The organism is Saccharolobus shibatae B12 (genome assembly GCF_019175345.1).
GTDB lineage: Archaea > Thermoproteota > Thermoprotei_A > Sulfolobales > Sulfolobaceae > Saccharolobus > Saccharolobus shibatae.
In genome coordinates this window covers 2435244-2457357 of record NZ_CP077717.1, presented here as the reverse complement: position 1 = coordinate 2457357, position 22114 = coordinate 2435244, and the positions used below count along the sequence as shown (strand labels likewise).

General features: G+C 35.6%; 30 protein-coding genes and 5 tRNA genes. 5 read left to right on the top strand and 30 right to left on the bottom strand.

The genetic code is table 11. The features are described 5' to 3' along the window. Position 1: 1 nt before the first annotated feature. The 15 genes from J5U23_RS12955 to J5U23_RS12885 form a co-directional block, all read right to left on the bottom strand. Complete coding sequence (locus J5U23_RS12955) at positions 2-2212, bottom strand: elongation factor EF-2 (protein WP_012711411.1); 2211 nt, start codon at positions 2210-2212, stop codon at positions 2-4. A gap of 78 nt (positions 2213-2290) precedes the next feature. Further along, positions 2291-2992, bottom strand: coding sequence for a 3'-flap repair endonuclease Xpf (xpf, locus tag J5U23_RS12950; protein ID WP_218258559.1), 702 nt, complete (start codon positions 2990-2992; stop codon positions 2291-2293). A gap of 21 nt (positions 2993-3013) precedes the next feature. Next, complete coding sequence (locus J5U23_RS12945) at positions 3014-3394, bottom strand: prefoldin subunit beta (RefSeq protein ID WP_012711409.1); 381 nt, start codon at positions 3392-3394, stop codon at positions 3014-3016. Next, positions 3351-3626, bottom strand: coding sequence for a KEOPS complex Pcc1 subunit (locus tag J5U23_RS12940; RefSeq protein WP_218258558.1), 276 nt, complete (start codon positions 3624-3626; stop codon positions 3351-3353). The genes J5U23_RS12945 and J5U23_RS12940 overlap by 44 nt, the downstream gene beginning before the upstream one ends. Further along, positions 3623-4135 (bottom strand): Brix domain-containing protein, encoded by a 513-nt coding sequence (locus tag J5U23_RS12935; protein ID WP_218258557.1) that lies wholly within the window; start codon positions 4133-4135, stop codon positions 3623-3625. The genes J5U23_RS12940 and J5U23_RS12935 overlap by 4 nt, the downstream gene beginning before the upstream one ends. Then, positions 4116-4328 (bottom strand): 50S ribosomal protein L37ae, encoded by a 213-nt coding sequence (locus J5U23_RS12930; RefSeq protein WP_012716175.1) that lies wholly within the window; start codon positions 4326-4328, stop codon positions 4116-4118. Before J5U23_RS12930 ends, J5U23_RS12935 begins: the two co-directional genes overlap by 20 nt. A gap of 15 nt (positions 4329-4343) precedes the next feature. Further along, positions 4344-5171, bottom strand: coding sequence for an exosome complex protein Rrp42 (gene rrp42 / locus J5U23_RS12925; protein ID WP_218258556.1), 828 nt, complete (start codon positions 5169-5171; stop codon positions 4344-4346). A gap of 2 nt (positions 5172-5173) precedes the next feature. Further along, positions 5174-5911 (bottom strand): exosome complex exonuclease Rrp41, encoded by a 738-nt coding sequence (gene rrp41 / locus J5U23_RS12920; protein ID WP_012711404.1) that lies wholly within the window; start codon positions 5909-5911, stop codon positions 5174-5176. Then, positions 5877-6620: an exosome complex RNA-binding protein Rrp4 gene (gene rrp4, locus J5U23_RS12915; protein WP_218258555.1), complete on the bottom strand. Its 744-nt coding sequence runs from the start codon at positions 6618-6620 to the stop codon at positions 5877-5879. Before rrp4 ends, rrp41 begins: the two co-directional genes overlap by 35 nt. 2 nt (positions 6621-6622) lie before the next feature. Next, entirely contained in the window at positions 6623-7324 is a 702-nt protein-coding gene (locus tag J5U23_RS12910; protein ID WP_218258554.1) for a ribosome assembly factor SBDS, read from the bottom strand. A gap of 17 nt (positions 7325-7341) precedes the next feature. Beyond that, the gene (psmA, locus tag J5U23_RS12905) at positions 7342-8067 is read right to left on the bottom strand and encodes an archaeal proteasome endopeptidase complex subunit alpha (RefSeq protein ID WP_218266370.1); all 726 of its coding nucleotides are present in this window, start codon (positions 8065-8067) and stop codon (positions 7342-7344) included. Between the two features lie 98 nt (positions 8068-8165). Next, on the bottom strand, positions 8166-8597 hold the full coding sequence (locus J5U23_RS12900) for an Rpp14/Pop5 family protein (RefSeq protein WP_218258553.1): 432 nt from the start codon (positions 8595-8597) through the stop codon (positions 8166-8168). Next, the gene (locus tag J5U23_RS12895; protein ID WP_218258552.1) at positions 8572-9132 is read right to left on the bottom strand and encodes a PHP domain-containing protein; all 561 of its coding nucleotides are present in this window, start codon (positions 9130-9132) and stop codon (positions 8572-8574) included. Before J5U23_RS12895 ends, J5U23_RS12900 begins: the two co-directional genes overlap by 26 nt. Beyond that, entirely contained in the window at positions 9098-9547 is a 450-nt protein-coding gene (locus tag J5U23_RS12890) for an RNA-binding protein (RefSeq protein WP_218258551.1), read from the bottom strand. Before J5U23_RS12890 ends, J5U23_RS12895 begins: the two co-directional genes overlap by 35 nt. A 2-nt stretch (positions 9548-9549) precedes the next feature. After that, positions 9550-10200, bottom strand: a complete 651-nt coding sequence (locus J5U23_RS12885) for a 50S ribosomal protein L15e (protein ID WP_218258550.1) — start codon at positions 10198-10200, stop codon at positions 9550-9552. A gap of 61 nt (positions 10201-10261) precedes the next feature. On the opposite strand from J5U23_RS12885, the gene J5U23_RS12880 reads away from it, so the two are divergent. Then, positions 10262-11467, top strand: coding sequence for a redox-regulated ATPase YchF (locus J5U23_RS12880; RefSeq protein WP_218266369.1), 1206 nt, complete (start codon positions 10262-10264; stop codon positions 11465-11467). Here the strand turns inward: J5U23_RS12880 and spn are convergent. The 8 genes from spn to J5U23_RS12840 are packed head-to-tail and all read right to left on the bottom strand — an operon-like array spanning position 11444 to position 16490. Beyond that, positions 11444-12667 carry a bifunctional sugar-1-phosphate nucleotidylyltransferase/acetyltransferase gene (spn, locus tag J5U23_RS12875; protein WP_218266368.1) on the bottom strand — a complete coding sequence of 408 codons (1224 nt, stop codon included), beginning with the start codon at positions 12665-12667 and terminating at the stop codon, positions 11444-11446. The genes J5U23_RS12880 and spn overlap by 24 nt on opposite strands. Continuing rightward, positions 12639-13265 carry a 30S ribosomal protein S3ae gene (locus J5U23_RS12870; RefSeq protein ID WP_218258547.1) on the bottom strand — a complete coding sequence of 209 codons (627 nt, stop codon included), beginning with the start codon at positions 13263-13265 and terminating at the stop codon, positions 12639-12641. Before J5U23_RS12870 ends, spn begins: the two co-directional genes overlap by 29 nt. Beyond that, positions 13255-13968, bottom strand: a complete 714-nt coding sequence (gene trmJ / locus J5U23_RS12865; RefSeq protein WP_218258546.1) for a tRNA (cytidine-2'-O-)-methyltransferase TrmJ — start codon at positions 13966-13968, stop codon at positions 13255-13257. The genes J5U23_RS12870 and trmJ overlap by 11 nt, the downstream gene beginning before the upstream one ends. Continuing rightward, positions 13940-14563, bottom strand: a complete 624-nt coding sequence (locus J5U23_RS12860) for a HemK2/MTQ2 family protein methyltransferase (protein WP_218266367.1) — start codon at positions 14561-14563, stop codon at positions 13940-13942. Before J5U23_RS12860 ends, trmJ begins: the two co-directional genes overlap by 29 nt. Then, complete coding sequence (locus J5U23_RS12855; RefSeq protein WP_244988864.1) at positions 14515-15120, bottom strand: 16S ribosomal RNA methyltransferase A; 606 nt, start codon at positions 15118-15120, stop codon at positions 14515-14517. Before J5U23_RS12855 ends, J5U23_RS12860 begins: the two co-directional genes overlap by 49 nt. A gap of 47 nt (positions 15121-15167) precedes the next feature. After that, complete coding sequence (locus J5U23_RS12850; protein WP_218258544.1) at positions 15168-15794, bottom strand: DUF655 domain-containing protein; 627 nt, start codon at positions 15792-15794, stop codon at positions 15168-15170. Positions 15795-15835: 41 nt separating this feature from the next. Continuing rightward, positions 15836-16177 carry a DNA-directed RNA polymerase subunit F gene (locus J5U23_RS12845; protein WP_012717449.1) on the bottom strand — a complete coding sequence of 114 codons (342 nt, stop codon included), beginning with the start codon at positions 16175-16177 and terminating at the stop codon, positions 15836-15838. A gap of 7 nt (positions 16178-16184) precedes the next feature. Beyond that, a complete protein-coding gene (locus J5U23_RS12840; RefSeq protein WP_012711388.1) occupies positions 16185-16490 on the bottom strand; it encodes a 50S ribosomal protein L21e in 306 nt (101 codons plus the stop codon). Between the two features lie 89 nt (positions 16491-16579). Between J5U23_RS12840 and J5U23_RS12835 the strand changes: the two genes are divergently transcribed. Continuing rightward, positions 16580-16679 (top strand) — tRNA-Leu (locus J5U23_RS12835). A 39-nt stretch (positions 16680-16718) separates the two neighbouring features. On the opposite strand, the gene J5U23_RS15930 is transcribed toward J5U23_RS12835, so the two are convergent. Next, positions 16719-17228, bottom strand: a complete 510-nt coding sequence (locus tag J5U23_RS15930) for a hypothetical protein (protein WP_244988797.1) — start codon at positions 17226-17228, stop codon at positions 16719-16721. 51 nt (positions 17229-17279) lie between these two features. Next, the gene (locus J5U23_RS12830; RefSeq protein WP_244988796.1) at positions 17280-18266 is read right to left on the bottom strand and encodes a hypothetical protein; all 987 of its coding nucleotides are present in this window, start codon (positions 18264-18266) and stop codon (positions 17280-17282) included. Between the two features lie 173 nt (positions 18267-18439). Between J5U23_RS12830 and J5U23_RS12825 the strand changes: the two genes are divergently transcribed. The 3 genes from J5U23_RS12825 (at position 18440) to J5U23_RS12815 (ending at position 19975) form a co-directional block, all read left to right on the top strand. After that, positions 18440-18524 (top strand) — tRNA-Leu (locus J5U23_RS12825). Positions 18525-18599: 75 nt separating this feature from the next. Continuing rightward, positions 18600-19853 carry an adenosylhomocysteinase gene (gene ahcY, locus J5U23_RS12820; RefSeq protein ID WP_218266366.1) on the top strand — a complete coding sequence of 418 codons (1254 nt, stop codon included), beginning with the start codon at positions 18600-18602 and terminating at the stop codon, positions 19851-19853. A gap of 48 nt (positions 19854-19901) precedes the next feature. Next, positions 19902-19975 (top strand) — tRNA-Ile (locus J5U23_RS12815). A 353-nt stretch (positions 19976-20328) separates the two neighbouring features. Here J5U23_RS12815 and J5U23_RS12810 read toward each other — a convergent pair. From J5U23_RS12810 to J5U23_RS12790, 5 genes are all read right to left on the bottom strand, one after another. After that, positions 20329-20436 (bottom strand) — tRNA-Ser (locus J5U23_RS12810). A gap of 32 nt (positions 20437-20468) precedes the next feature. Then, positions 20469-21374, bottom strand: coding sequence for a spermidine synthase (locus J5U23_RS12805; RefSeq protein WP_218266365.1), 906 nt, complete (start codon positions 21372-21374; stop codon positions 20469-20471). After that, complete coding sequence (locus J5U23_RS12800) at positions 21374-21559, bottom strand: 50S ribosomal protein L37e (RefSeq protein ID WP_012711384.1); 186 nt, start codon at positions 21557-21559, stop codon at positions 21374-21376. Before J5U23_RS12800 ends, J5U23_RS12805 begins: the two co-directional genes overlap by 1 nt. 14 nt (positions 21560-21573) lie before the next feature. After that, positions 21574-21804: an LSM domain-containing protein gene (locus J5U23_RS12795; RefSeq protein WP_012711383.1), complete on the bottom strand. Its 231-nt coding sequence runs from the start codon at positions 21802-21804 to the stop codon at positions 21574-21576. 57 nt (positions 21805-21861) lie between these two features. Beyond that, positions 21862-21950, bottom strand: a tRNA-Tyr gene (locus J5U23_RS12790). Positions 21951-22114: the final 164 nt, after the last annotated feature.

Here is a 22114-nt window from a genome sequence, read left to right as displayed (position 1 = left end):
CTCACGACAAGAAATCTTCCACTTTAGGTAGCTCTTTAGGTAATCCTTTCCTCTCTCTAATCTTAGTAACCACATCCAGTAAGATACTATCCGGAACCGGAGCCCATCTACTAAACTCAGTACCCCAGAACGCCCTACCTCCAGTAGATCCTCTTAGTTCACTCGCCATATCATATGACTCTGAAACTGGAATCTCAGCGGTTATCCTAGACATATTAGCTATTTGAGAGACGTCCAATATCTTTCCTCTTTTTCTCGTTATTACTGCAGTGACATTACCTATAAGATCTGCAGGCACTCTTATGTCCAGTTTCTGTATTGGTTCTAGTAAAGTCGGTCTGGAAGTTAAGAATCCTGCAAATATGGAGTTTCTAACTGCAGGGTATATCTGAGCTGGGCCTCTATGGGCAGGATCCTCGTGTATTACAGCATCATGTAAGATGACCTTAACACCTCTAATTGGTTCATGAGCTAAAGGACCTTCTTTCATAGCTAACCTAAATCCTTGAAGTACTGTATCCATAACTTCCCTTAAATGCTGGACACCACTAGTTAAATCTACAAAGACGTTAACGTTTTCATCTATTGCAATAATTCTCTTAGCTTCATCATAGTCCCAACTGGCTTCATCTCTTAATATCTTAGCCATCTCCTTGCTATCCATATCCTCCCTTATCGTGCCATTACTTATTAGCTCTATAGTCTTGTCATTTAAAGGCTCCACACTTAAGTAGAATTTGTTATGCTTATTTGGAGACTTTCCTTCAAATACTTGGCTCTTAGCTCTTATACTTTCCCTATAAACAACAATTGGTGGAGTAGTAACTACGTCAATACCGTAATTCTCACGTAATAGCTGCAATGATACCTCTAAATGTAAGAAACCCATTCCAGATAACAAGTATTCTCCAGTTTCTTCATTTATTTTAACCACCAGGTTTGGATCTTCAATACTAAGCTTCCTTAATGCATCAATCATCTTAGTCAAATCTTTAGGATTCTTAGGCTCTACGGCTATAGTAACTACTGGTTCAGATATGTAATGTAATCTTTCAAAACTTCCTTGAACATTACTAAAACCAACAGATATAGCTGTCTCACCGGATCTTGCTCTATCTAAACCTAATACTGCTGCGATATTGCCTGCTGGAATTTCTTCTGCAAGTTCCCTAGTTGGACCCATGTATAGGCTAACTTGAAGTATCCTCTGTGAGGTCTTAGCGTTAACTAACCACAATTCTTCACCAGACCTAAGGGTACCTGAGAATACTCTTCCTGTTGCCACTAATCCTGCATGAGGATCAACTTTCATATCGGTTATCATAAATACTATGGGACCATTCGGATCAGCATTTAACATCGCCTTAGCTAATTCATTATCTAGATCTCCTTTCCAGATTTTTGGAATTCTATACTTTTGCGCTTCAATAGGATTGGGAACGAACTTTATAGCAGCATCTAGTAACGCTTCATTAATAGGAGCTTGCGCAGCTAGCTCTTCAAGTTTAGACTTATCGGAAGCAGTGTATGCGTCAATAACATTCTTCATATTAATTCCTTTTTTCTGTGCCATAGGTAAACTAAATCCCCATTTATCTTTAGCAGATCCAAATATCACATTTCCAGCTTGCGGATTAATCATCCATTTTTCTTTAAATTCCGGTTCTCCATACATATCAATTAAGTTATTAACTTGCCTAATTATATCTAATAATCTATTTAACATTTCTTGTGGGCTTAATTTTAATTCCTTTACCAATCTATCTACTTTGTTTATAAATAGAATTGGTCTGACTCTCTCCTCCAAGCTTTGCCTTAATACTGTTTCAGTCTGTGTCATAATTCCTTCCACTGCGTCTACAACTACGATTGAGCCATCTAAAACTCTTAGACTCCTCGTGACTCTTCCGCTGAAATCAACGTGTCCAGGTGTATCAATTAAGTTAATGACATAACCTTTACCTTCCGCTTCGTGATACAAACTAATGTTAGCAGCCTTTACTGTTATACCTCTTTGTTGCTCAACACTTAAGTAATCTAATGCTAGAGCTTCACCTGCTACTTTAGGAGATATTATACCCGATGCTGCCAATAACGTATCACTAGTTGTGGTTTTTCCATGATCCACGTGAGCAATTATACCTATATTCCTAACTCTCGTTCTATCTTTCATTAGGCTTAGAACTTGCTCTACTGTCTTATATCTAGGCAAATGAAATCACCAACTTCTTGCACTTAAACTTCTCTAGACCCATATTAAAAGGTAATGCTAAAAAAGAGACTAAAAAATTTAAAGGAAGTCAAATAAAGAGGTACTTTTCTTACTATCATTATCAGCGTTAGTTTTAGAATAGTGTGCCCTTAAAATTTTATAAATATCCTCAGCTTTTTTCCTACTACCTAATGCTTTTTCCAATTCTGATATAGATGCATTACAAATATTCTGTATAGTTCCAAACTTAAGTAGTAGCCTTTCAGCAAGTACAGAACCAACATAAGGAAAAGATTCTACAATATAAAGTTGCATATCAGAAATACTTTCTAGTTTAGCCTTATTATGTAAATTAATTCTCCTACTCCCATTTTCGCCGAATTGATACTTCTCTGCTATTTTTTTCAAAATTTCCGCAGTATCTTTTTTATCTCTAGAATAAAATACTTTAATATTATAATCAATCGTGGCAGAAATTAAAGCGTTATTTATCGCTCTCCACTTTTCAGTTATTTTCCTAATTTCATTAATATCACCTTCAACAATTAACATTGGAAAATTATAAACCTCTGAAAGCCTACTGATTTGGTCAAAAAACCTCTTGTCAAAAACCGAATTTACCAAATCATTTACCGACTTCCTCTCTACTGCAGCATCTTCACCTATCACATAATCAGCAACACTAAGTTGAGATAGTATTACTGTAATTCCCAACTCCTTTAATAATTCTGGTATACCACTAGCCTTTTCCCTATCATCAGCATAAATTCTAATTACCATAACACTAATAAGTTATTTAGCTTAAGCTTTTATACCTGTTTGGCCACCTTGCGGATAATATTTTGATAACATCTCATTTATTTTAGCTTGTAAGTCTTCTAGCTGCTTTCTTAAAATACTTTCTTGCTTCTGATAAGTCCTTGATCTGAGTTCTAATAATTCTTTCCTATCATTAAGCTCCTTTTCTACTGATGTCTTATCCGATTTAACCAATAAGTTCCCTACAATCTTATAAATAGTAGCATCTGCATTAAGAACTGATAATTCTTCCAATACCTTGTTTATCTCCCTTAATTCATTCTCTATAGTAGACTTTTCCAATAATAATCTATCAAGCTGATCTTTTAACTGTTGAAACTTAGCTAGTTGAGCTTGAACTTCTGGAGGTAATTTCTCGGCCACTTTTTTCCACCTCTTCCAGTGACTTTAGAATTGTATAGATCCAAAGTATATAAGAGTTCATTATAGCCCTAGCTCTTGTAATTGATGGTGCATCTATCTCAATCTGTAAAGGGGATTTCTTAATTTTTACATATTTAGTATCTATCTTTTCAATTATTATCGAATCATATATCATATCCTGGAATTCGTTTTTATTGAAATTATCTGGATAAATTGAAATCTCTATCTTCACATTTCTAATAGCATCTTCAAAAACTTAATGTTTTTCGTAGATAACGTAAACAAAAGTTCACAAATATTATTAGAGACTAGCCTCGTGTTCACAATAACATCGCAATTATTTGACAAGTTGTAGATATTCATATCGACTAGAAAATCTCTTAGAAAATCACACCCATTTAGTTCTGTGCATACACTATTATGCCTTTTTATCTGATATAATGGGATATTATAGTCAGAAGGTAGTGATAAACCGTGTAATTTAAAAAAATATTTTATAGAAAAAGTTTCTAAATCATAAACAATTATTCTCAACGGATTACCATTCTTAGCTAATACGAACAATAAATATATTGCTCCTAAATTAATAGCCCTTTCAAATATCTCTTTCTTACTTTTTTTACCCCGTGTAATTTTAACTGAGTCTGGTAACAGAGAAGTTAAAATATTTAAAAAATTTCTTGTTCTAATACTAGGATCTCTAGATGAAGTTATAACTATTCTAGTACGGTGTATATGCAAGACCGGCCCACTTAGAATTACATTTCTTACAGTACCATATTCCAGAAGCCAATCTGATAACCTTACCAGTGGTCTTGCAATAGGGACATTGATGGTCATCATACCTCTTTTCCATTATTTCTTTCCACTTTTTTCTTAAAGTAGATCCATATCTAGCCCCGTATCTTCCAGCAATTCCCGTGACTTTCCCCATAATTGCCACCTATAATTAAATTCCTAACTGCTTTTTAAGTTCTTCTAAAAGCTTGACAGCTACTAATCTTGCTGTATTCTCAGCCTGATCAATATCTTGTAATGACATACTACCCTTTCCACTCTTTTGAATCCCCACTATTTTTAGATCTGGCGTATAGGAAAAGGAAACCTTAGTGTCCATTATTGACTCTTCATCCAAATCTGGATCAACTATTAAATATTTGTCAACTTTTGCTATAGACACTGTAACTACTGGATGATTCAATGGTAATTTACCAACAACTTCATTTTTATTGATTCTAAACCCATTAGAATCTTGTTCTACCTTATACACTTTAGTATTATACAATGCTGCGACTGAGGCCAACATACATGCGTCCAATACATTCCCACCATAATCTAATACATAAACATCAAGCCATACTGTCCATACACTTTTACCGGGTTCTATTACAAGTTTAGTTAGATCTAGAGCTTTAGAATCCCTTAAGCTTCTATCCACTACTCTAGCTAATTCAATAGCATTCTCATCTGGAGGCCCAGGTTCAAAGGTCTCATAGGCTAAAGGTAGGAGTTCAACATTCACAATGAGGTTTCCTTGATTAGGCGTATCTTCGTAAGGTTTATCTATTTCAAGTTTTGTCCCAGCTAATACCATTGTCGTGCCTAACTTAACTAACGCAGAACCATCAGCCTTTTTTGCGTAATCCAAGGTTATAGAAAGAGGTCTATAATCCGTTAATTTCCTTCCGTCTTGCCTAATGCCTTTCTCAAAAAGACTTACTATACTTTCCTTCTTGATTATAGGTATAATATTTTGATTCGACGGAGTTGAAGACAATTCTATACACCCTCTTCTTTAAACTCTACATACTTACTTTTTAGAGCCTCCCTCTCTAAATTATATATTATATTTATACCCTTAACTGCTAAATCAAAAGCCTGTCTAAATTCCTCCGGAGTCATATTACCATTTAACTGAAATAACGTTACTTGGTTTAAAGATGGCATCATTGCAACCGGCATATCAGCCTCTCCCCACATATCCTCGGGTTCATTTAAATCTAGAACTATTACTCCATCAGCCTTTCCTACGGCTACCCCAGCTATTAAATCTCTCATAGGAATTCCAGCATCAGCTAACGCCAAAGACGCAGCCATCAATGAAACTAATCTGGATCCCGCGTCTGCTTGTAATATTTCAGTAAAAACATCTATGGCAGTTCTTGGAAACAATTCCACTAAAACAGCTGATTCTAAAGCTTCTCTTATAACCTTAGAAAGCTCAATCTCTCTTCTACTAGGTGCGGGATTCTTTCGCTCGTCTGTAGAGAATGGTGTCATATGATATCTAACTCTTAATACTGCCCTATCCGGAAGAGATAAATGTCTTGGATGCATTTCTTTTGGACCGTAAACCGCTGCTATAGCCTTTGTATTTCCCATCTCAAAAATCGCTGAACCATCAGCGTTTTTGAGAACTCCCAATTCTATCTTTATACTCCTTAATTCATCTGGCTTTCTACCATCTATTCGCTTTCCATCTTCAAGGATTAGTTTTGGTCTCTCCACTTGAAGCATTTCTCTCACCTAATTTTTCCTCAATGAATTGTTTTATTCTATCTGTCAATCCTTTTATATGTGACTCATTTTCAATCTTCCTAATGGCCTCGATTAAAATTTCTTCAGAAAAACGGGAAGGACAAGTAGCCCATATTCTACCATTATTGGCAACAAACATGCTGCATCCACTTTTTGAGGTCAAAGTCTCATGCATACTTTTATTCTTACCTATAACACGCGGAACTTTAACTGGCATTATATCAATGACTATACCATTATTTACACGACCTAGATCCTTGCCCTTAACTGATAAAACGGGATCTATTGATCTATCAAAATTTTCAATTCTAGCTATAACGTAGTCACCTACATCTAAATACCTCCTTAAATCCTCTCCAACATTAACGGATCTTCCTAAAAGATTTGAGGCTGGTAAATATGCCTTATAAGGCGCTTTTATGTCAACCACCCAACCATAGATTTCAACGTCCTCTACTAAACCTATTACCACATCATTGACCTTAGGATAGTAAAACGACCCTTCCAAAGGAATCACTTCAAACTGAGTATCTTTTACATCAAAAAGTCCAACAACTGTAGAGTAATATTTACTATTAACCTTTAATATATAAGGAGACCAAGGAATCTGGAACTCGCCTTCAGCTAATAACTCGCCAGGCACTACTATTGATCTTGGCTGTAAAACAATTTTCTGGGACTGACTCATTTCTATCTCACTTGCAATACTTTAACTTCAACTTCTCCTTTTGTCAGATTATTTAACTTATCTATAACGTCTTGCTGTGCACCCGCTGGTATTTCCAATTCAGCTAATAATGTACCATCTTCTAACCAATTGGCTTTTTTTACCTCCCCTAAGTTATGTAATTGTGATCTAACCTTAGAGCTATATTCTGATGGTACTTTAATACTAAGCAGAGCTCTCGCTATTTTAATTGGAATTATCTTAGAAATCTCCTTTACTATTTGCATAGCTTGTGCCTCCACGTCTTTGTTTAAATCGATTTGTATTCTAGCTTGTTCCATTGCCATCTCTAATCTAGTTGGCGGAATTGGTAAATTAGTTTTAGGATCAACGGCGTTTCTATGAATAAAATCAATTATTTGCTTTCTCTTAGTTTCTAACATCTCTTTCCTTTGTTCTGCAGTTACCGGTAATTCACCTTTAAGTAAAATTTCTTTTACAATTGTCTCGAAATCAGTAGTACCAAAAACTTTTTTGAGTGATGCTGGAGATGCTTTCAAACCTTTCTTCACGTCCTTATAAATAGTGTCAGAAACTACTACATCAGCAAGGCTTATGCTCTTCCCACTTCTAAAAGCTAATGCTTCTTTAGGCTTAGCTAATATCTCAAACCTCTCTCCATGTGATTCATATTTAACTACTACATAATCACGCTCCTTCGTCATAAAAAAAATCCACCTTATTATAACTTCTGTAAATACATATTCTTATCTTCAGTGGTCATTTTTAGAAATAGCCCAGTTTGGGTTGAGGCGTATCCTATTTCCACAGTATTTGGAGTTAACTTTTCATTAGGCTTAAGAGTAGCCGATAAGGCCTTTAAGGCTAGGAGTATAGTATCTTCTATAGTCAAGTCCTCCTTGTAATTCTTCTCTAAAAACTCAGTAGCTGTATAATAACCTTGTCCTATTGCAACAGCTTGATATGGCATATATTGCCCACTAGGTTCAGTCATATATAGTTTAGGAACTGATTTGTCTATTCCTGCAATTACTAGTGCAACACCAAATGGTCTAACTCCTCCATGTTGTGTGTACATTTGCTTAACATCAGCAACTGATTTTGTTAGATAATCAATACTAACTGGTTCATCATATATTAACCTATGTTGTAATGCTATATTTCTCGCATAGTCTATTAAAACTCTACCATCAGAGGCTAGCCCAGCAAAACTGCACCCTACATGATCGTCGATTAAAAATACTTTCTCTATACTATCTACATCTAATAATGATTGGGCTTTTCTTTTCTCGCTTGCAATAACAACACCAGATTTTGATTTAATACCTATTGCTGTCCATCCCTTTTTTACAGCTTCAAATGCATAGTCTACTTGATATAGTGATCCGTCGGGCGAGAATATGGTTATTGCCCTATCATATCCCATAGCGGCTGGTCCGAACGCCATATACTATTCACTCATGAAATACTGAGTAATCCCTAATTTTAAAAATATCGTTCAGCTCGTCGCAGAGAACATCATCGATACAGTCTGGAGCGGCTTCATCACTTTAATCCGATTAGTTTTTTAGCCTTTTTTAAGCTTCCGGTTGTTCTTCTTGGAACTATAAGTATTTTGTTACCATTAATTTCCTTAGCAAAAGGTAAACTAGCTAAAACAGCCTTATAGCCTATCCTATTAGTAGATATAATCCCTTCTTGAGTATCCTCTCTATATGTAACAACTTTAGGATTTGCGATATTAAGCCATAAATTACCTAATAGATCCTTCAAGGAGTTACGAACAACCCTCTCTAAATCATCACCTTTTACTTTGGATTCTGCAATAACGTAAAATACTATATATCTTTTAGCTCTTACTATTTTCTTATTTTTCACAATATTAATGTTTAAGCTTTTTTTTCTGAGATATAATACAGTTAATATGAGAAGCCATAATATTAATATAATGTTAATTATTAGTTGAATTGAGTTCATTCAACAACTTTATGGGATTTAATATAACAAACTTATAAGCTTCCTCTTCATCAGCTCCCAATACGGTCAAATAACTTATTTTAGAGATTGGACTCCAGATCTCGTTAAAATCACTTGCATATGAGGAGAAAATAATGTTAGGTATCCATTTATATGCAAACACTATAGCATTATATAATAACCCGCTAGAAGATTTAAGTGAAATTTCAACGAATTTGTCATAAGATCTTAATAGGTTTAGCATACTTTTCTTAAATATCCTCATATTATCATCAGCCAATATCACAGCATTGACCCTTTTGTTGATAATAGCATACTTTAAGGCATCTATTGAAAGGGGTTTTACAAAAACTAACACATCTCTCTCAATAAAAGGCTTCTTAAGCATCTTTTTCAGTTGATTCCCATTTTCCGCTTTTATAGTAACCCTTTTTATACCAACCAAACCATCTTCACTAAAAACCATGTTATATCCTAACCTTTTGACGTAAGGAAACAGCCTAGAGTTTAGAATGCATGATTCTACTACTAACAAGCTTCTTTATCTCCTCCTTTATATTCTCCAAAGAAGTATTAAACGAAATCATACATTTAACGACATCATCACCCTCTTTAAGAACAAGTCTACGCTCGGCAACCAAATACTGTTTATCGAATCTCAAATATAGTTTACTCCCATCCATATGGGAATCCATAGTTGTAAGAATAAACATTAATTCCGTAGTTTCAATTTTATCTAATATCATTTTAAAAAATTGCTCTCCATTCTTCTTATCAAATCTATATTCCAATATAACTATTTTATTACCGTAATGACCTTGAACAGTTGCGATATTTTTCTTTGAGCTAGAGATAAGAGGAGAGAAAAAACTCTCTATGGTATTTACTATTTTATTGTAATCCTCTGTTTCATGGATAAAAACTGAAAGTATTGCTTGATTTACTTTCATGCTCACTTTCCTGGTATTTTATCATACCTTTGTAATCTATAATACTTACTCGCTTCATGTCTCTTCTTCTCTTCTCTCTCTTTCTGTTTCCTACTCCACTTATGTTTTACAGTACCTTTAAGCCCTTTAGATTTCCTCAATCCTCTAGCCTTCTTACTTGCAGACGTTAAACCTCTAAACACTCTATTCCTATTGCTAGGATCTTGAAGCCACTTATACTTAGGATCATTCTTTATTACTGGATGAGAAGGATCCACCATGATTATCTCATAATACTTGTAAAGACCATCCTCTCCAACATAATAACTACCAAGCACCTCTAAATTGGGGTATTTCCTTGCAGCCCTTTCCTCAGCTATCCACTTATATCCTTTAGCTGGACCATAACCATAAACACCCATCCTTTTTGGTCTTCTTCCCTTATTTGGTCTAGGCTTATTAAGACCTCCTCTCCTAACTCTGACTCTCACTATAACAAATCCTTGCTTAGCCTTATAGCCTAAACTTCTAGCCCTGTTTAGCCTAGTTGGTTTAGCTAACCTAACTATCGAAGGCTCTCTTCTCCATTCAATAAATCTCTGCCTTAATAAACCTTTTTTCCACTCTTCTGAATTCCATGTGTTCTCTATATAGTGATACACTGATAATGTCATCTATTCTCAAAATACTATGCTAAGCATCTAATTAATAAATGTGTCCACTAAATCAGAACATATGATTACCATTGGAATTATAGGAAAGACCAATGTAGGTAAAAGTACGTTTTTTGCAGCAGCTACACTAAAAGATGTGGAAATAGCTAACAGACCATTTGTAACTATAAATCCAAATGAAGGTATAGGATATATAAGAGTGAAATGTGTTCATACTGAATTTAATGTCAAATGTAATCCGAAGAATTCCATTTGCATAGATGATTATAGATTCATACCAGTAAAACTAATAGATGTAGCTGGATTAATACCTGGTGCCCATGAAGGAAGAGGATTAGGAAACAAGTTCCTAGATGATTTACGTCAAGCTGATGCACTAATACATGTAATTGACGCAAGTGGATCCACAAATGAAGAGGGTGTCCCAGTAGAGCCGGGGTCAAGAGACCCAGAAGAAGATATAAAGTTTATAGAAAATGAGCTCAATGAATGGTTTTATTCCATTATTAATAAAGACTGGGCTAAATTTGCAAGAACAACAGATTTGTCTGGAAAAGATCTAGTAGAAGCCTTACTAAGTAAATTATCTGGAATATCTGTAAATAGATCACACATTATTGAAACTCTAAAAGCTACAAAATTGGAAAACCTAAAATTAATGCAATGGACGGAACAAGATTTAAGGGCATTCGCTAAAACTTTACGAGAAATAAGTAAACCTATGATAATTGCTGCAAACAAGAGCGATTTACCACAAGCTCGAAATAACATTAAGAGATTAAAAGAGAAATACAAGTGGGTTATTCCAACTAGTGCAGCATCAGAAATGGCTCTAAGGAAAGCAGCAAAGGCTGGAATAATAGCTTACATTCCAGGAGATAATGATTTTACCATACTTAAACCATTAAACGAGAAACAAAAAAGTGCTCTAGAATATATTAGAAGTAGTGTGCTACAAGTGTATGGAAGTACTGGAGTGCAAGAAGCCATAAATACAGCAACAGTTGATGCGTTGAACATGATCGTAACATATCCAGTAGAAGATGAGAAGAAACTGACTGACAGAAATGGAAACGTTTTACCGGACGCGATACTCCTAAAGAAAGGTTCTACTCCAAAAGATTTAGCTAACGCTATACATACGGAATTAGCAAAAGGTTTCTTATACGCTATTGATGTGAAGAGGAAAATGAGAGTTGGAGAGAATTATCAACTACAGAACAATGATGTAATAAAGATTGTATCAAGTACCGCTAGACCTTCTTAAGTAGTATGGAACAAATTTCTCACCTTTCTCAACATCCCTATCTACGATAGCACCTGGATAAATCCAAGCATATGCACCAATCTTTACTCCAGGCAATATGGATACGTTAATCCCAGTTCTTACATGAGCGCCTACTATTGCACCTAATTTCTTTCTTCCACTGCCTACCCTTTCATTTTTTATATTGACTTTAACTTCCTTTTCATCAAATCGTAGATTAGCTGTTATCGTTCCTGCCCCAAAATTCACATCTTCACAGATTACACTATCGCCGACATAACTTAAATGCGGTATCTTTGTATTTTCCATTATCACACTCTCCTTTATCTCATTGAACGCACCCACCTTAACGTTACTTCCTATCACGCTATATGGCCTTATATAGGCATTGGGTCCGATAACAGAATTTTTGCCTATATAAACGGGACCCTCTATATAGGTACCAGATTTTATTACAACACCATCTTCAATAATTGCCTTACCTTTAATTTTGACATTCTCCTCCATCACACCTAGATTTCTATCCTTCTCCTTATCTAAAAGGACCTTATTAGCCTCTATTAAATCCCAAGGCCTTCCTATATCTAACCATATCCCATTGTATGTAACTACCTTCACCTTATTTCCGATAAGATTTACAGCATCTGTAAGTTCAAGTTCACCTCTGCTTGATAAACCTATTTTGTCTATATATGAGAAAATATCATAGGTAAGCTTATAGATACCTGCATTGATTAATTTCGAAGGAGGATTTTCGGGTTTTTCAACTATTCTCACTAGTCTATTTTCCGAATCTTTAACTATAACGCCATATTTTTTAGGATCGTCGGATTCTGTAGCTAGAATTGCTTCTCCGTGAGTGTTAACTATTTTCTCTACTGCTTCTTCTTCAAAAAGAAGATCCCCATATATAACTAAAAATTCGTCATCTCTCTCAAGATATTTTTTCACTGCTCGTAAAGCTGCCGCAGTACCTTTTCCTTCAGTCTGTTCAACTAGGCTAACTCCTTCAATAAGTTTAAAATATTCCTTATGATTTGAATTTATTACAATTACAACATCATTAACATATTTCTTAACTATTCTAATATTTCTTAAAATTAAAGGAGTATCAAGAACAGGAACAAAAGGTTTAGGTCTTGTATGAGTTATTGGCTCTAATCTCTCTCCTTTACCCGCCGCTAACACTACTGCTTTCAACTTGTTTACCTAAATTTTCTGGCACTTTTAGCACTTTAGTTTTTTCTATTTCAGCCTTCCTTAGTGGGTATATCTTCTTTGTTGCCTCAAATATTTCATTAGCTAGTCTCCCAAACACTACCTCTTGTGTAAAATCATCAAAGGTAAGTTCACTAGCTTTTTTGGATATGGTCTCATTAATTATTTTTCTAATCGCAGTTTTTTGAGATTGATGACATTTATACGTAGTTAGAACTAATCCCTTAACCCTTACTACATAACCATCCTTAGTAGTAACATCAAATACGCTGTTTACTTTAGAGCTCTTTCTCCTAATTAATGATCTTAAGTAATCTCTCGAGAGCTCATGTCCAACAAATCTCGTAATCAATCTGTCCCCTTCATTGCTTATAATCTTAAAGTATAAGTGAACGTAAACTTGGCTGAAATCACCAGTGAGATCATATAAAGTTGTCTCAACTCTTCTCCCTATGGTTTGAGTCACATCGTAGGCTGGTGTAGAACCTAAGGAAACCTCTCCAAAAACTTTAGGTGCAATTATACTATACCATTTCTTCATTTTCCACTTATCCTTGATTGCCCCTCCTTTAGCTGACATTATTCATCTCTTTTTCATTGTGGATTATTCTGGTATAAAGTTTTCTCAAAAAATGCACAATGACCCTAGCCTCTTCCTCATCCTTTACTCCCTTTATAATGGCACGCTTTAGTGCTATATACATCTTATAATCATCATCAGATCTTTTAAGCATTTTATAGAGAATTTCGGCATATTTATCTATTAATTTTATCGATTGATCAGAAATTGTAGAAGTCTGGGGATTATTCAATAATTCTCTATTTTTCCAAATTTCATATAATACTATGCCAACAGCATGAGAAAGATTAAGAACGGGATAACTAGGATTCGCTGGAATATAAAGGAGAAAATCACACTTAAATATCTCTTCTCTAGTTAGACCAACGCTTTCTCTACCGAAAACCAATGCGACTTTCTTACCTTGAATTAAAGACAGCAGTTCCCACGGTCTTATAGATTTCCGTAAAATATCTCCATTATTATCTGCTATACTGGAAGTAGCTATCTTAATATCGACGTCATTTATAGCCTCATCAAAGCTATTTACAATTTTAGCCTTCTCTAAAAATTCTTTCCCACCGGCGGAAAACTTGAAAGCCTCAGAAACATTGGCCCTTGGATTAACTATATAGAGTTCATCAACCAAAAAATTTCTACATAATCTGGCAACAAAACCAATGTTATATTCACCTTCAGGCTCTACTAAAACTACCCTTATCATCCTCCTTCACCAACTCCAATCCTATCAATCTCTCATACCCAATAACCTTCTCATACTTCTGTGAAATTTTGAATCTTCCCTTATTAATAGCATATAATATCCTATCTTCATCACTTAAAGAAGAATATAGGGTATAAATTCTATTAGCTTTTACAGTTTTTAAAAAATCAACAAGAACTTTACTTCCATCCTTTCCACCAGACCAACTATACCCTATCCATTCATTATACTCCTCCACTGGTAAATAGGGAGGGTTAAAAATAGCTGCATCAAAATTATACTTTCTAAGACAAGACAACAAATCGCAATTAAGAACACCTAAATAATTTGGACTATTATACAGATTATTAACTTTTAAGGAACATAATGTAGATGTTGTCGCATATGGATTTATATCTACAAACATTACCTTTCCTCCCATTATCAGAGACCATATTCCTAAAATCCCAGAACCAGATCCCATATCTAAGACCTTATCCCCTTTACCTACCTTTACTAAGTTAAGTAGAATATCGGTATCATGAGAAGGTTCATACGTCTGATCATTCAAACATAACTTAATCCCACGGAATTCAACAATTCTAACACTTGCCAAGGTTTAAATTCCCTCACCTTCAAATTATTATCTGAACTAAGCCCACACAACTTAGAAGCCTTTTTTAAAGTTTTATTCCTATATCTACTAATACATGAAATTAAACTATCAACATCTTCATTATATTCTCTTATCCTATTAAAAACTGTAATAATTGAATAGACTTTTGGACGAGGACTGAAACATCTTGGTGGAATTATGTCTTTAGTCTGTATATCAAACACATAATTAAGCAAAAAAGAAATATATGTAGGATCGTTAAGAATCTTATCCACAAAATCCTTTTGCAAAATCAATGTAAGCTTAGGTATATTGTCAAGTTTAACTACCTCCTTGAAAAAATCTGAAGTTATCTGGTAAGGTAGAGAAGAAACCAATTGACCCCTTAGTATTGGCAAATATCTCGCATCTGCTATTACAAGATTATAATTTTTCAAATAGTCTGTCATTTTCTTATCTAATTCAATACAAATATCGGGTTCTAAAAACTTAGTAATATTCCCTTTTCCACATCCAATCTCTAAAATAGGTCTGATTCCAGTATCCACGTATGAAATAAACTTTTCTATAAAACTCTTGTCAATAAGAAAAACTTGTGAAAGCCTTACTTTAGCTTTTCAATATAACCCACGTAAATGAATTGCTGTTCTAATCTTTTATTTTCATCTGATACAAGAGGATATACAAACAGATAGTATTTCTCTCCACCTTGCATCTCCTTCATTATCCTCTCTACTAGTATTGAAGCCACATCCTTAACGCCTATACGCGTCTCTATATCTTTAAAACTCTCAAAGGGTTTCTTCTTTCTTTCCTCCAGAATTATTCTTAAAGTCTTTTTACCAATGTTTGGCAATAACTCCAACGCATGAAGCTTTAACGTTAATGGTTCAGCCTTGTTAAAAATCTCCACGAAGACTTTTTCTTTCTCTAAAACTATTTTATGCAAGATCTTAGGCAAATTATCTTTAGATACTGATGTAAGATCCTCGTAAGAAATATGAGCATCTACCTTAACACTGGAATTTGAGTCCAATTCAATCTTATCCTCGGGAAAGAAATCCAAATTATAAGATAGAGGAGTGAGTTCAAGCAATAAGAAGTAATCCTCCCCTACAGCTTGAATAAGAGGCTTATCCTTGTGAAACTTATGCCTATCTAATGGATTACCTTCCCTCATATAATCTAAAACATACACTACTCGCTCCTTTACTACCCTTTTTCTTTGCAATTCTACTTCCCTAAGTAGTAATAGATTCTAAAAGTAAAAACTCAACTCTTAATGTATTTCCTAATTATATCAATTATTTTTTGTATGTCCTCAGAAGTATATGTCCTATTACTGTCCATTATCAAAATACTCCTTACCTCGTCAGGTGTAATAGGGCAAATACTAGCTAAAACCGCTCTAACATCTTCCCTACTTATAATACTGCTCAACTCTTCAACAACCTTCTGTGCGGACTCAGCATCACATTTCTCTACACTATTTAAATAATCATAAGTCCTTTGTAATAAATTAGATGAACTCCCAGATTTAATTACATCACTTAGTAATTTTTTCGCCACTGAGTAAGGAATATAGTGCTCCTCAACTATGTATACAGATGACAAATACTAATCACCCACTAGAACTAAAAGAAACCAAATGTTCAGGCCTAACAATTATTACCTTTTCCTTATCGCCCAATGTGACCGAAACTAAATATGCCCTACCTCGTTTTCCAATAATTTTCCCTACTTTGCCTTGATACCGCCTATGAGGCATACCGGAATGTACTGATGGGTTTATCTTTATTACGACCTTATCTCCTTCCTTATATTCAACCATTAATCTGCTTAGAGATGGAACTGCACCTCTCTCTCTAGGACTCTTTCTCAATAAACTCCTTGATCTAGTTCGATAACCCCTCGAATGTTTAACCATAATATTCCCTCTTACTCATTATATACCACATAATTAAGATTTTTGTTGGAAAAACATATAAGGTAAAACTGAACTCAGTATAATAGATTGCGGGGGTGCCCGAGCCTGGTCAAAGGGGGCGGACTTAAGACCCCCAAGTAAGAGATCCGCTGGCGAAGGCCTGCACGGGTTCGAATCCCGTCCCCCGCATAATAATTCTATTCGTCCAATTTTTGGAAAAAGAGGAAATTAACACGAGATCCCATAATTTAACAAGTAATTCGTGACCTCTTGTAGTAAATAATCCTTTAACTCGTTGGGACTCCAATCTGGATTTGCAAGTGGTAAAATGCCATTCAGATAATCCCTTATCATTTGCCTATACATTGTCTTGTGATTCCTAGTTAAACCGGGATAAGCTTCAATGCAGTTATTTATCGTAGATAAAACCTCATTATAAACGTTTTGTAATTCCCTAGCCCTCTCCTCAACTTGCCTATAACCCTCTTCAGAAGACACTTCAGACCAATCAATGGTAAGTGCAGCCAACTCAGCAATGGCTAATGGAAAAACTGCAGAAATCCCAGCAATAGCCTTTTTCTCCTTATTAAGGGCATCTATTATAACGTTAAATCCCTCGCTTATATTCAACTCCTTAGCGTAATTTGCGATACCAGCTGTAGTGAAATCAGTGGGAGGCTTAACAACGTCCAAAAAGACGAATTCAACTGGATATTGCAAATTATTACCAAGTGGCACATTAATAGTTCTTGTTGAGAAGGATTTGATTAGTCCCACTAATCCAAATTCTTAACAATAAGTCGCACAAAATTGTCTACTGAACACTGGAGCACCAATATCAATATCATTAAACTTGAAATCGAGAGTAAACGGTTGAAATACAGTTCCTACTGCAATTCTTGTACAATACTCACTAGGCATGATTTGGTTACAATTATTTAAGGCCACATCTATTGGACCATTAACCGTAACTGCAGGATAATTTGATAAACCTAACCCACTAGCTACTTGCTTAAATAAGGCCAAAGCCAGATAGATGAAAGGATATTGATCAGAAGTAGTACGAAGTTCGTCAGACCTCTCTCCTCCTAACGAACTCCCTATGAGAGTTTTTGAAACATAATAACTACCACCACTACCGGGATAGACTAAATCATCTATACTTCTTGGAGAAGAAAGCGTTATTTCTGATGCTAAACTTGCAATTGCAACTACTGAAGCAACACCTATCGTAGTTATGTAATCCCAAATTGTACCAAGTAGACCTTGGCAAGATTTAAACCTAGCTGGATTATACCATTCAATCTGTGCTGATACCCTCTTTAACGGTATAATTCCAATTCCTCCATTACTTATAAAAATATCCCTAGCCTTAGCAGGCAATTTTACTGAACCCCTAAACGCCGCACCACCTTGATATACTGCAATATTACTACCACCTATCCACACTGGTGATATTCCTCCAATGTAATAGTATTCTCCAGTATCCTCAGTCTTAATCACAATACCTTGTCTAAAAATCTTAGTTTTCAATTCATAAGCACTTGAACTGTTTGACACGGCAACAGCTGATATTCTTTCAGCAACAGCTATGGCAGGATAAATCTCATACATCTTTTTGTTACCCTCTATTTTATATTTATAATACTCTTTCAGTGAAATCATCTCACACTGTTGCTGTGCTATGTCTAATGAAACACTTATTGCTTCAATAATCCCACCTATTGTACTTAAGATTGAACTTAGAGATATTCCGGCCGCAGTTCCTACAGCCATATGAAATTTAACTGGTTAGTGTTTAAATAGTTTTTCATAACAATAGGCAGTTGATATATATATATGCATTCATCTATGTAACCATTAAAATCATATTTAAAAGAAAAATGCAATCCTTCTGCAGTTATAATGGTAATAATTTATTACCAAAAACTTCTACTTTATTTTAACATGCGGGGGTGCCCGAGCTAGGTCGAAGGGGGTAGGCTCAGGCCCTACTGGCGAAGGCCTTCGCGGGTTCAAATCCCGCCCCCCGCAGTGATAAAATTTGCATACTTGGATAAACAGATAAAAATCCTAAGCTTTTTATGTTCTTTCGATAAAAAACTTCCGATGAGCTACAAAATAAAAGACCTTTCTCTCGCAAGTGAGGGAAAAAAGCAAATAGAATGGGCAGAAAGACACATGCCAACATTGATGGAAATAAGGAGGAGATTTGAAGCTGAAAAACCACTAAAAGGTATTAACATATCAGCAGTACTTCACGTTACCAAGGAAACAGCAGCACTAGTTAAAACCCTTAAAATGGGTGGAGCTAACGTTGCTTTAGCTGGAAGTAATCCACTTTCAACTCAAGATGATGTAGCAGCAGCCTTAGTAGAGGAAGGAATCTCAGTATTCGCATGGAAAGGAGAAAATGAGACAGAATACTATTCCAATATTGAAAGTATTGTAAAGATTCACGAGCCAAATATTGTAATGGATGATGGTGCTGATTTACACGTTTACATTCATGAAAAGGTAAGTTCTAAACTTGATATTTATGGCGGAACTGAAGAAACCACAACTGGTGTTATTAGACTTAAGGCAATGGAGAAGGACGGTGTCCTTAAGTATCCTCTCATCGCAGTAAACAACGCATATACCAAGTACCTTTTCGATAACAGATATGGAACTGGACAAAGTGCCATAGATGGAATACTTAGGGCTACAAACATTCTAATTGCAGGGAAAATCGCAGTTGTAGCTGGATATGGATGGGTAGGTAGGGGAATAGCTAATAGATTAAGAGGAATGGGCGCTAGAGTCATAGTAACTGAAGTAGATCCAATAAGAGCGCTTGAAGCAGTAATGGATGGCTTTGACGTTATGCCTATTGCAGAGGCCTCAAAGGTAGGTGACATATTCGTAACAGCTACTGGAAATACAAAGGCTATAAGAGTAGAGCATATGCTCAATATGAAAGATGGCGCAATCTTATCTAACGCAGGACACTTTAACGTAGAGGTGGACGTAAAAGGGTTAAAGGAGACTGCAGTTAAGGTAAGAAATATAAGACCTTATGTTGATGAGTATACTTTACCTAACGGTAAGAAAGTTTACTTACTAGCAGATGGTAGGTTAGTAAATTTAGCTGCAGCAGAGGGTCATCCTAGTGAAGTAATGGATATGAGCTTTGCAAATCAAGGTTTAGCCGTAGAATACCTAGTTAAGAATAGAGGAAAATTAGAGAAGAAAGTGTATAATATGCCAATGGAATTGGATTACGAAGTGGCTAGAATAAAGTTGAAATCCATGGGTATTCAAATTGACGAGTTGACGGAGGAGCAAAAAGAGTACTTGGAACAATGGAAATCAGGGACCTAAAGGTTTAAACACAAGTCTTAAAAACAGTTTTTCAGTTATTGTATATGTGGGCCCGTAGCTTAGCTCGGTAGAGCGCTCGGCTCATAACCGAGTGGTCAGGGGTTCAAATCCCCTCGGGCCCATGAAATTTTTACTTTGAATTTACTAATACACTGCCCAGAAATAAAAAGATTAAACATAAGGCTAAATTAGGAAAAGATTACAAATCAAGGTTTACGAGTTTCAAATCCAATTGGAGTCTTGAAGAGGTTAAAAATCATTTATTAGATGTTGCTAACTATTATTTTGTATACTATGGAATACTAATGTATAAAGTATAGAGTAGGCGTAGCCAGACTAAACTCAGTGCTAAATACAATAAGAAAGATCTACTTTAAATGATAGGATTTCACAATGAGGTAAATGAGGAACGATCGCCTAAAATGTTATGTTAGTTAGACCTTATTATTTTTAAAATTCTATAGGAATCAATATACGCCGGGGACGGGATTCGAACCCGTGTGCCTCAGAGAGGCAGTAGGTCCCTCGCAGTAACGCTGGAAAGGTCTCGAGCCTACCCCCTTGACCGCTCGGGCACCCCGGCAATTAAATATATATCGATAAAAATTTAAAAAATTACGCAGGAACGTAAATCGGATCTTTCTCCGTGGATACTTTGGTTATCTTCTGGAATTCACTTTTTACATTCTTAGGCAAACTAAACGAAATCTTATGAGAATAGCCATCATAGAACCTTAGCTGTCCACTAATACGTTCCCTTATTCTGGAATTTACTTCATCCTCCGAAAGTAAGTCTGGCCTTACTCCCCCATAAACGAATCCCCATAATCCATCAAAGGATGCCATATATGTGTATGAAGCTGAGGCCTCCTTAAACACCTCCTTTATAGTATTGTAAATCGTCACATATACTTCTAGAGAAAATGATGGAGATGTAGCTTGTGTTACTATACCACCTCCTTGATTTAATATTCCTCTCAATTTCTCATAGAACTCCTTAGTGTAAAGCATATATGACGTGGAATCCTTGATCGGATCTGTTAGGTCTAGAATTATAGCATCGTATTTATCCTTTGTTTCATTTATAAACCTTAGACCATTAGTAATTACTAGGTTAGTCCTCTTATCCTCAAAAGCTCCTTGATGCCATTCATATAAATATTTCTTAGCAAATTCTATAACCTTCTCGTCTATATCAACCATTACTGCTTTTTCTACAGACTTATACTTAAGAACCTCCCTAAGAGTTGCGCCCTCTCCGCCACCTAAAATTAGTACATTCTTAGGAGGTTTTGGCAATGATAGCAATAAGGGGTGAACTAACAATTCATGATAAATGTGCTCATCGTAAAGAGTTGATTGTACTTTTCCATCTATTATAAGTCCTTTTCCAAACCTGGTAAATTCTACTAATGTAACGTGTTGATACGGGGTCTTCTCTTCAGCGAATACTTTTTCTATTAGGTGACCGTGAAACTCGTATGGCGTTTGCCATTCTAGAAGCCAATGCCAACCAAACATTATCTTATTCTGACCCCATTGACCTTTTTATTTTGCCAACTGTATCTCCTTATCTTCTTCGTCTTTCCAAATCCACAAGCTGCACAGTAGTGTTTACTTACGTTATAAGCGTTCCTACCACATCTCCTACACCTTATATGAGTATGAGATTTGTTCATCTTTCCAAATGACGGTGTGCCTTTCACTTAAGCTCACCTAACTAAGAAGTTTGTAGAGGAGAAATTAGAATTACGTTATCTCCTCTTATTACTATGGTTCCTAACTTTTTACCACTACCATCACTTTGTATCTCTTCTGAGTCTGATAGGACTAAATTCATATGCTGATCATAGCTCCTCAGTGTGCCTCTTACTTCCTTATTTCCCTTTAGTTTAACTAATACTAGATTATTTAATGACTCTGCCAACACCTTATGCGCTGTTTCTGCCAAAAAATTCACCTATCAAAATCATCTTGAGCTGGATTTAAAAATTATTGGGTAAAGAAGTCCCGCCGCGGGGACTTGAACCCCGGACCACCCGGTTACTGTCCCCTATCTACAGCCGGGCGCTCTAAACCGGGCTGAGCTACGGCGGGTCTAATTAGACTTATTTAAGTTATCAATTATAAGTTTTATTGCGGTCTTGTTAGTCGGAAACGTTATATGTTTTTTATCAACTAGCACTGTGACGAATGATTAGCTACTTTTTTTGTGTATATAGTTTCTAAAAGAGTTCCTTCACACCTTAGGTTGTTCTCTT

What these genes read in the sequence shown, in the direction of transcription:
- J5U23_RS12830 (WP_244988796.1), bottom strand. Translation starts at nt 18,266, where the DNA reads ATGGCTGTAGGAACTGCGGCCGGAATATCTCTAAGTTCAATCTTAAGT.
- J5U23_RS12890 (WP_218258551.1), bottom strand. Translation starts at nt 9,547, where the DNA reads ATGAAAGTAAATCAAGCAATACTTTCAGTTTTTATCCATGAAACAGAG.
- J5U23_RS12880 (WP_218266369.1), top strand. Translation starts at nt 10,262, where the DNA reads ATGATTACCATTGGAATTATAGGAAAGACCAATGTAGGTAAAAGTACG.
- J5U23_RS12870 (WP_218258547.1), bottom strand. Translation starts at nt 13,265, where the DNA reads ATGTCAGCTAAAGGAGGGGCAATCAAGGATAAGTGGAAAATGAAGAAA.
- J5U23_RS12900 (WP_218258553.1), bottom strand. Translation starts at nt 8,597, where the DNA reads ATGAACTCAATTCAACTAATAATTAACATTATATTAATATTATGGCTT.
- rrp41 (WP_012711404.1), bottom strand. Translation starts at nt 5,911, where the DNA reads ATGCTTCAAGTGGAGAGACCAAAACTAATCCTTGAAGATGGAAAGCGA.
- J5U23_RS12910 (WP_218258554.1), bottom strand. Translation starts at nt 7,324, where the DNA reads ATGACGAAGGAGCGTGATTATGTAGTAGTTAAATATGAATCACATGGA.
- J5U23_RS12840 (WP_012711388.1), bottom strand. Translation starts at nt 16,490, where the DNA reads ATGGTTAAACATTCGAGGGGTTATCGAACTAGATCAAGGAGTTTATTG.
- J5U23_RS12805 (WP_218266365.1), bottom strand. Translation starts at nt 21,374, where the DNA reads ATGTTTGGTTGGCATTGGCTTCTAGAATGGCAAACGCCATACGAGTTT.
- trmJ (WP_218258546.1), bottom strand. Translation starts at nt 13,968, where the DNA reads ATGATAAGGGTAGTTTTAGTAGAGCCTGAAGGTGAATATAACATTGGT.
- J5U23_RS12885 (WP_218258550.1), bottom strand. Translation starts at nt 10,200, where the DNA reads ATGACATTATCAGTGTATCACTATATAGAGAACACATGGAATTCAGAA.
- psmA (WP_218266370.1), bottom strand. Translation starts at nt 8,067, where the DNA reads ATGGCGTTCGGACCAGCCGCTATGGGATATGATAGGGCAATAACCATA.
- rrp4 (WP_218258555.1), bottom strand. Translation starts at nt 6,620, where the DNA reads ATGAGTCAGTCCCAGAAAATTGTTTTACAGCCAAGATCAATAGTAGTG.
- ahcY (WP_218266366.1), top strand. Translation starts at nt 18,600, where the DNA reads ATGAGCTACAAAATAAAAGACCTTTCTCTCGCAAGTGAGGGAAAAAAG.
- xpf (WP_218258559.1), bottom strand. Translation starts at nt 2,992, where the DNA reads ATGGTAATTAGAATTTATGCTGATGATAGGGAAAAGGCTAGTGGTATA.
- J5U23_RS12930 (WP_012716175.1), bottom strand. Translation starts at nt 4,328, where the DNA reads ATGGGGAAAGTCACGGGAATTGCTGGAAGATACGGGGCTAGATATGGA.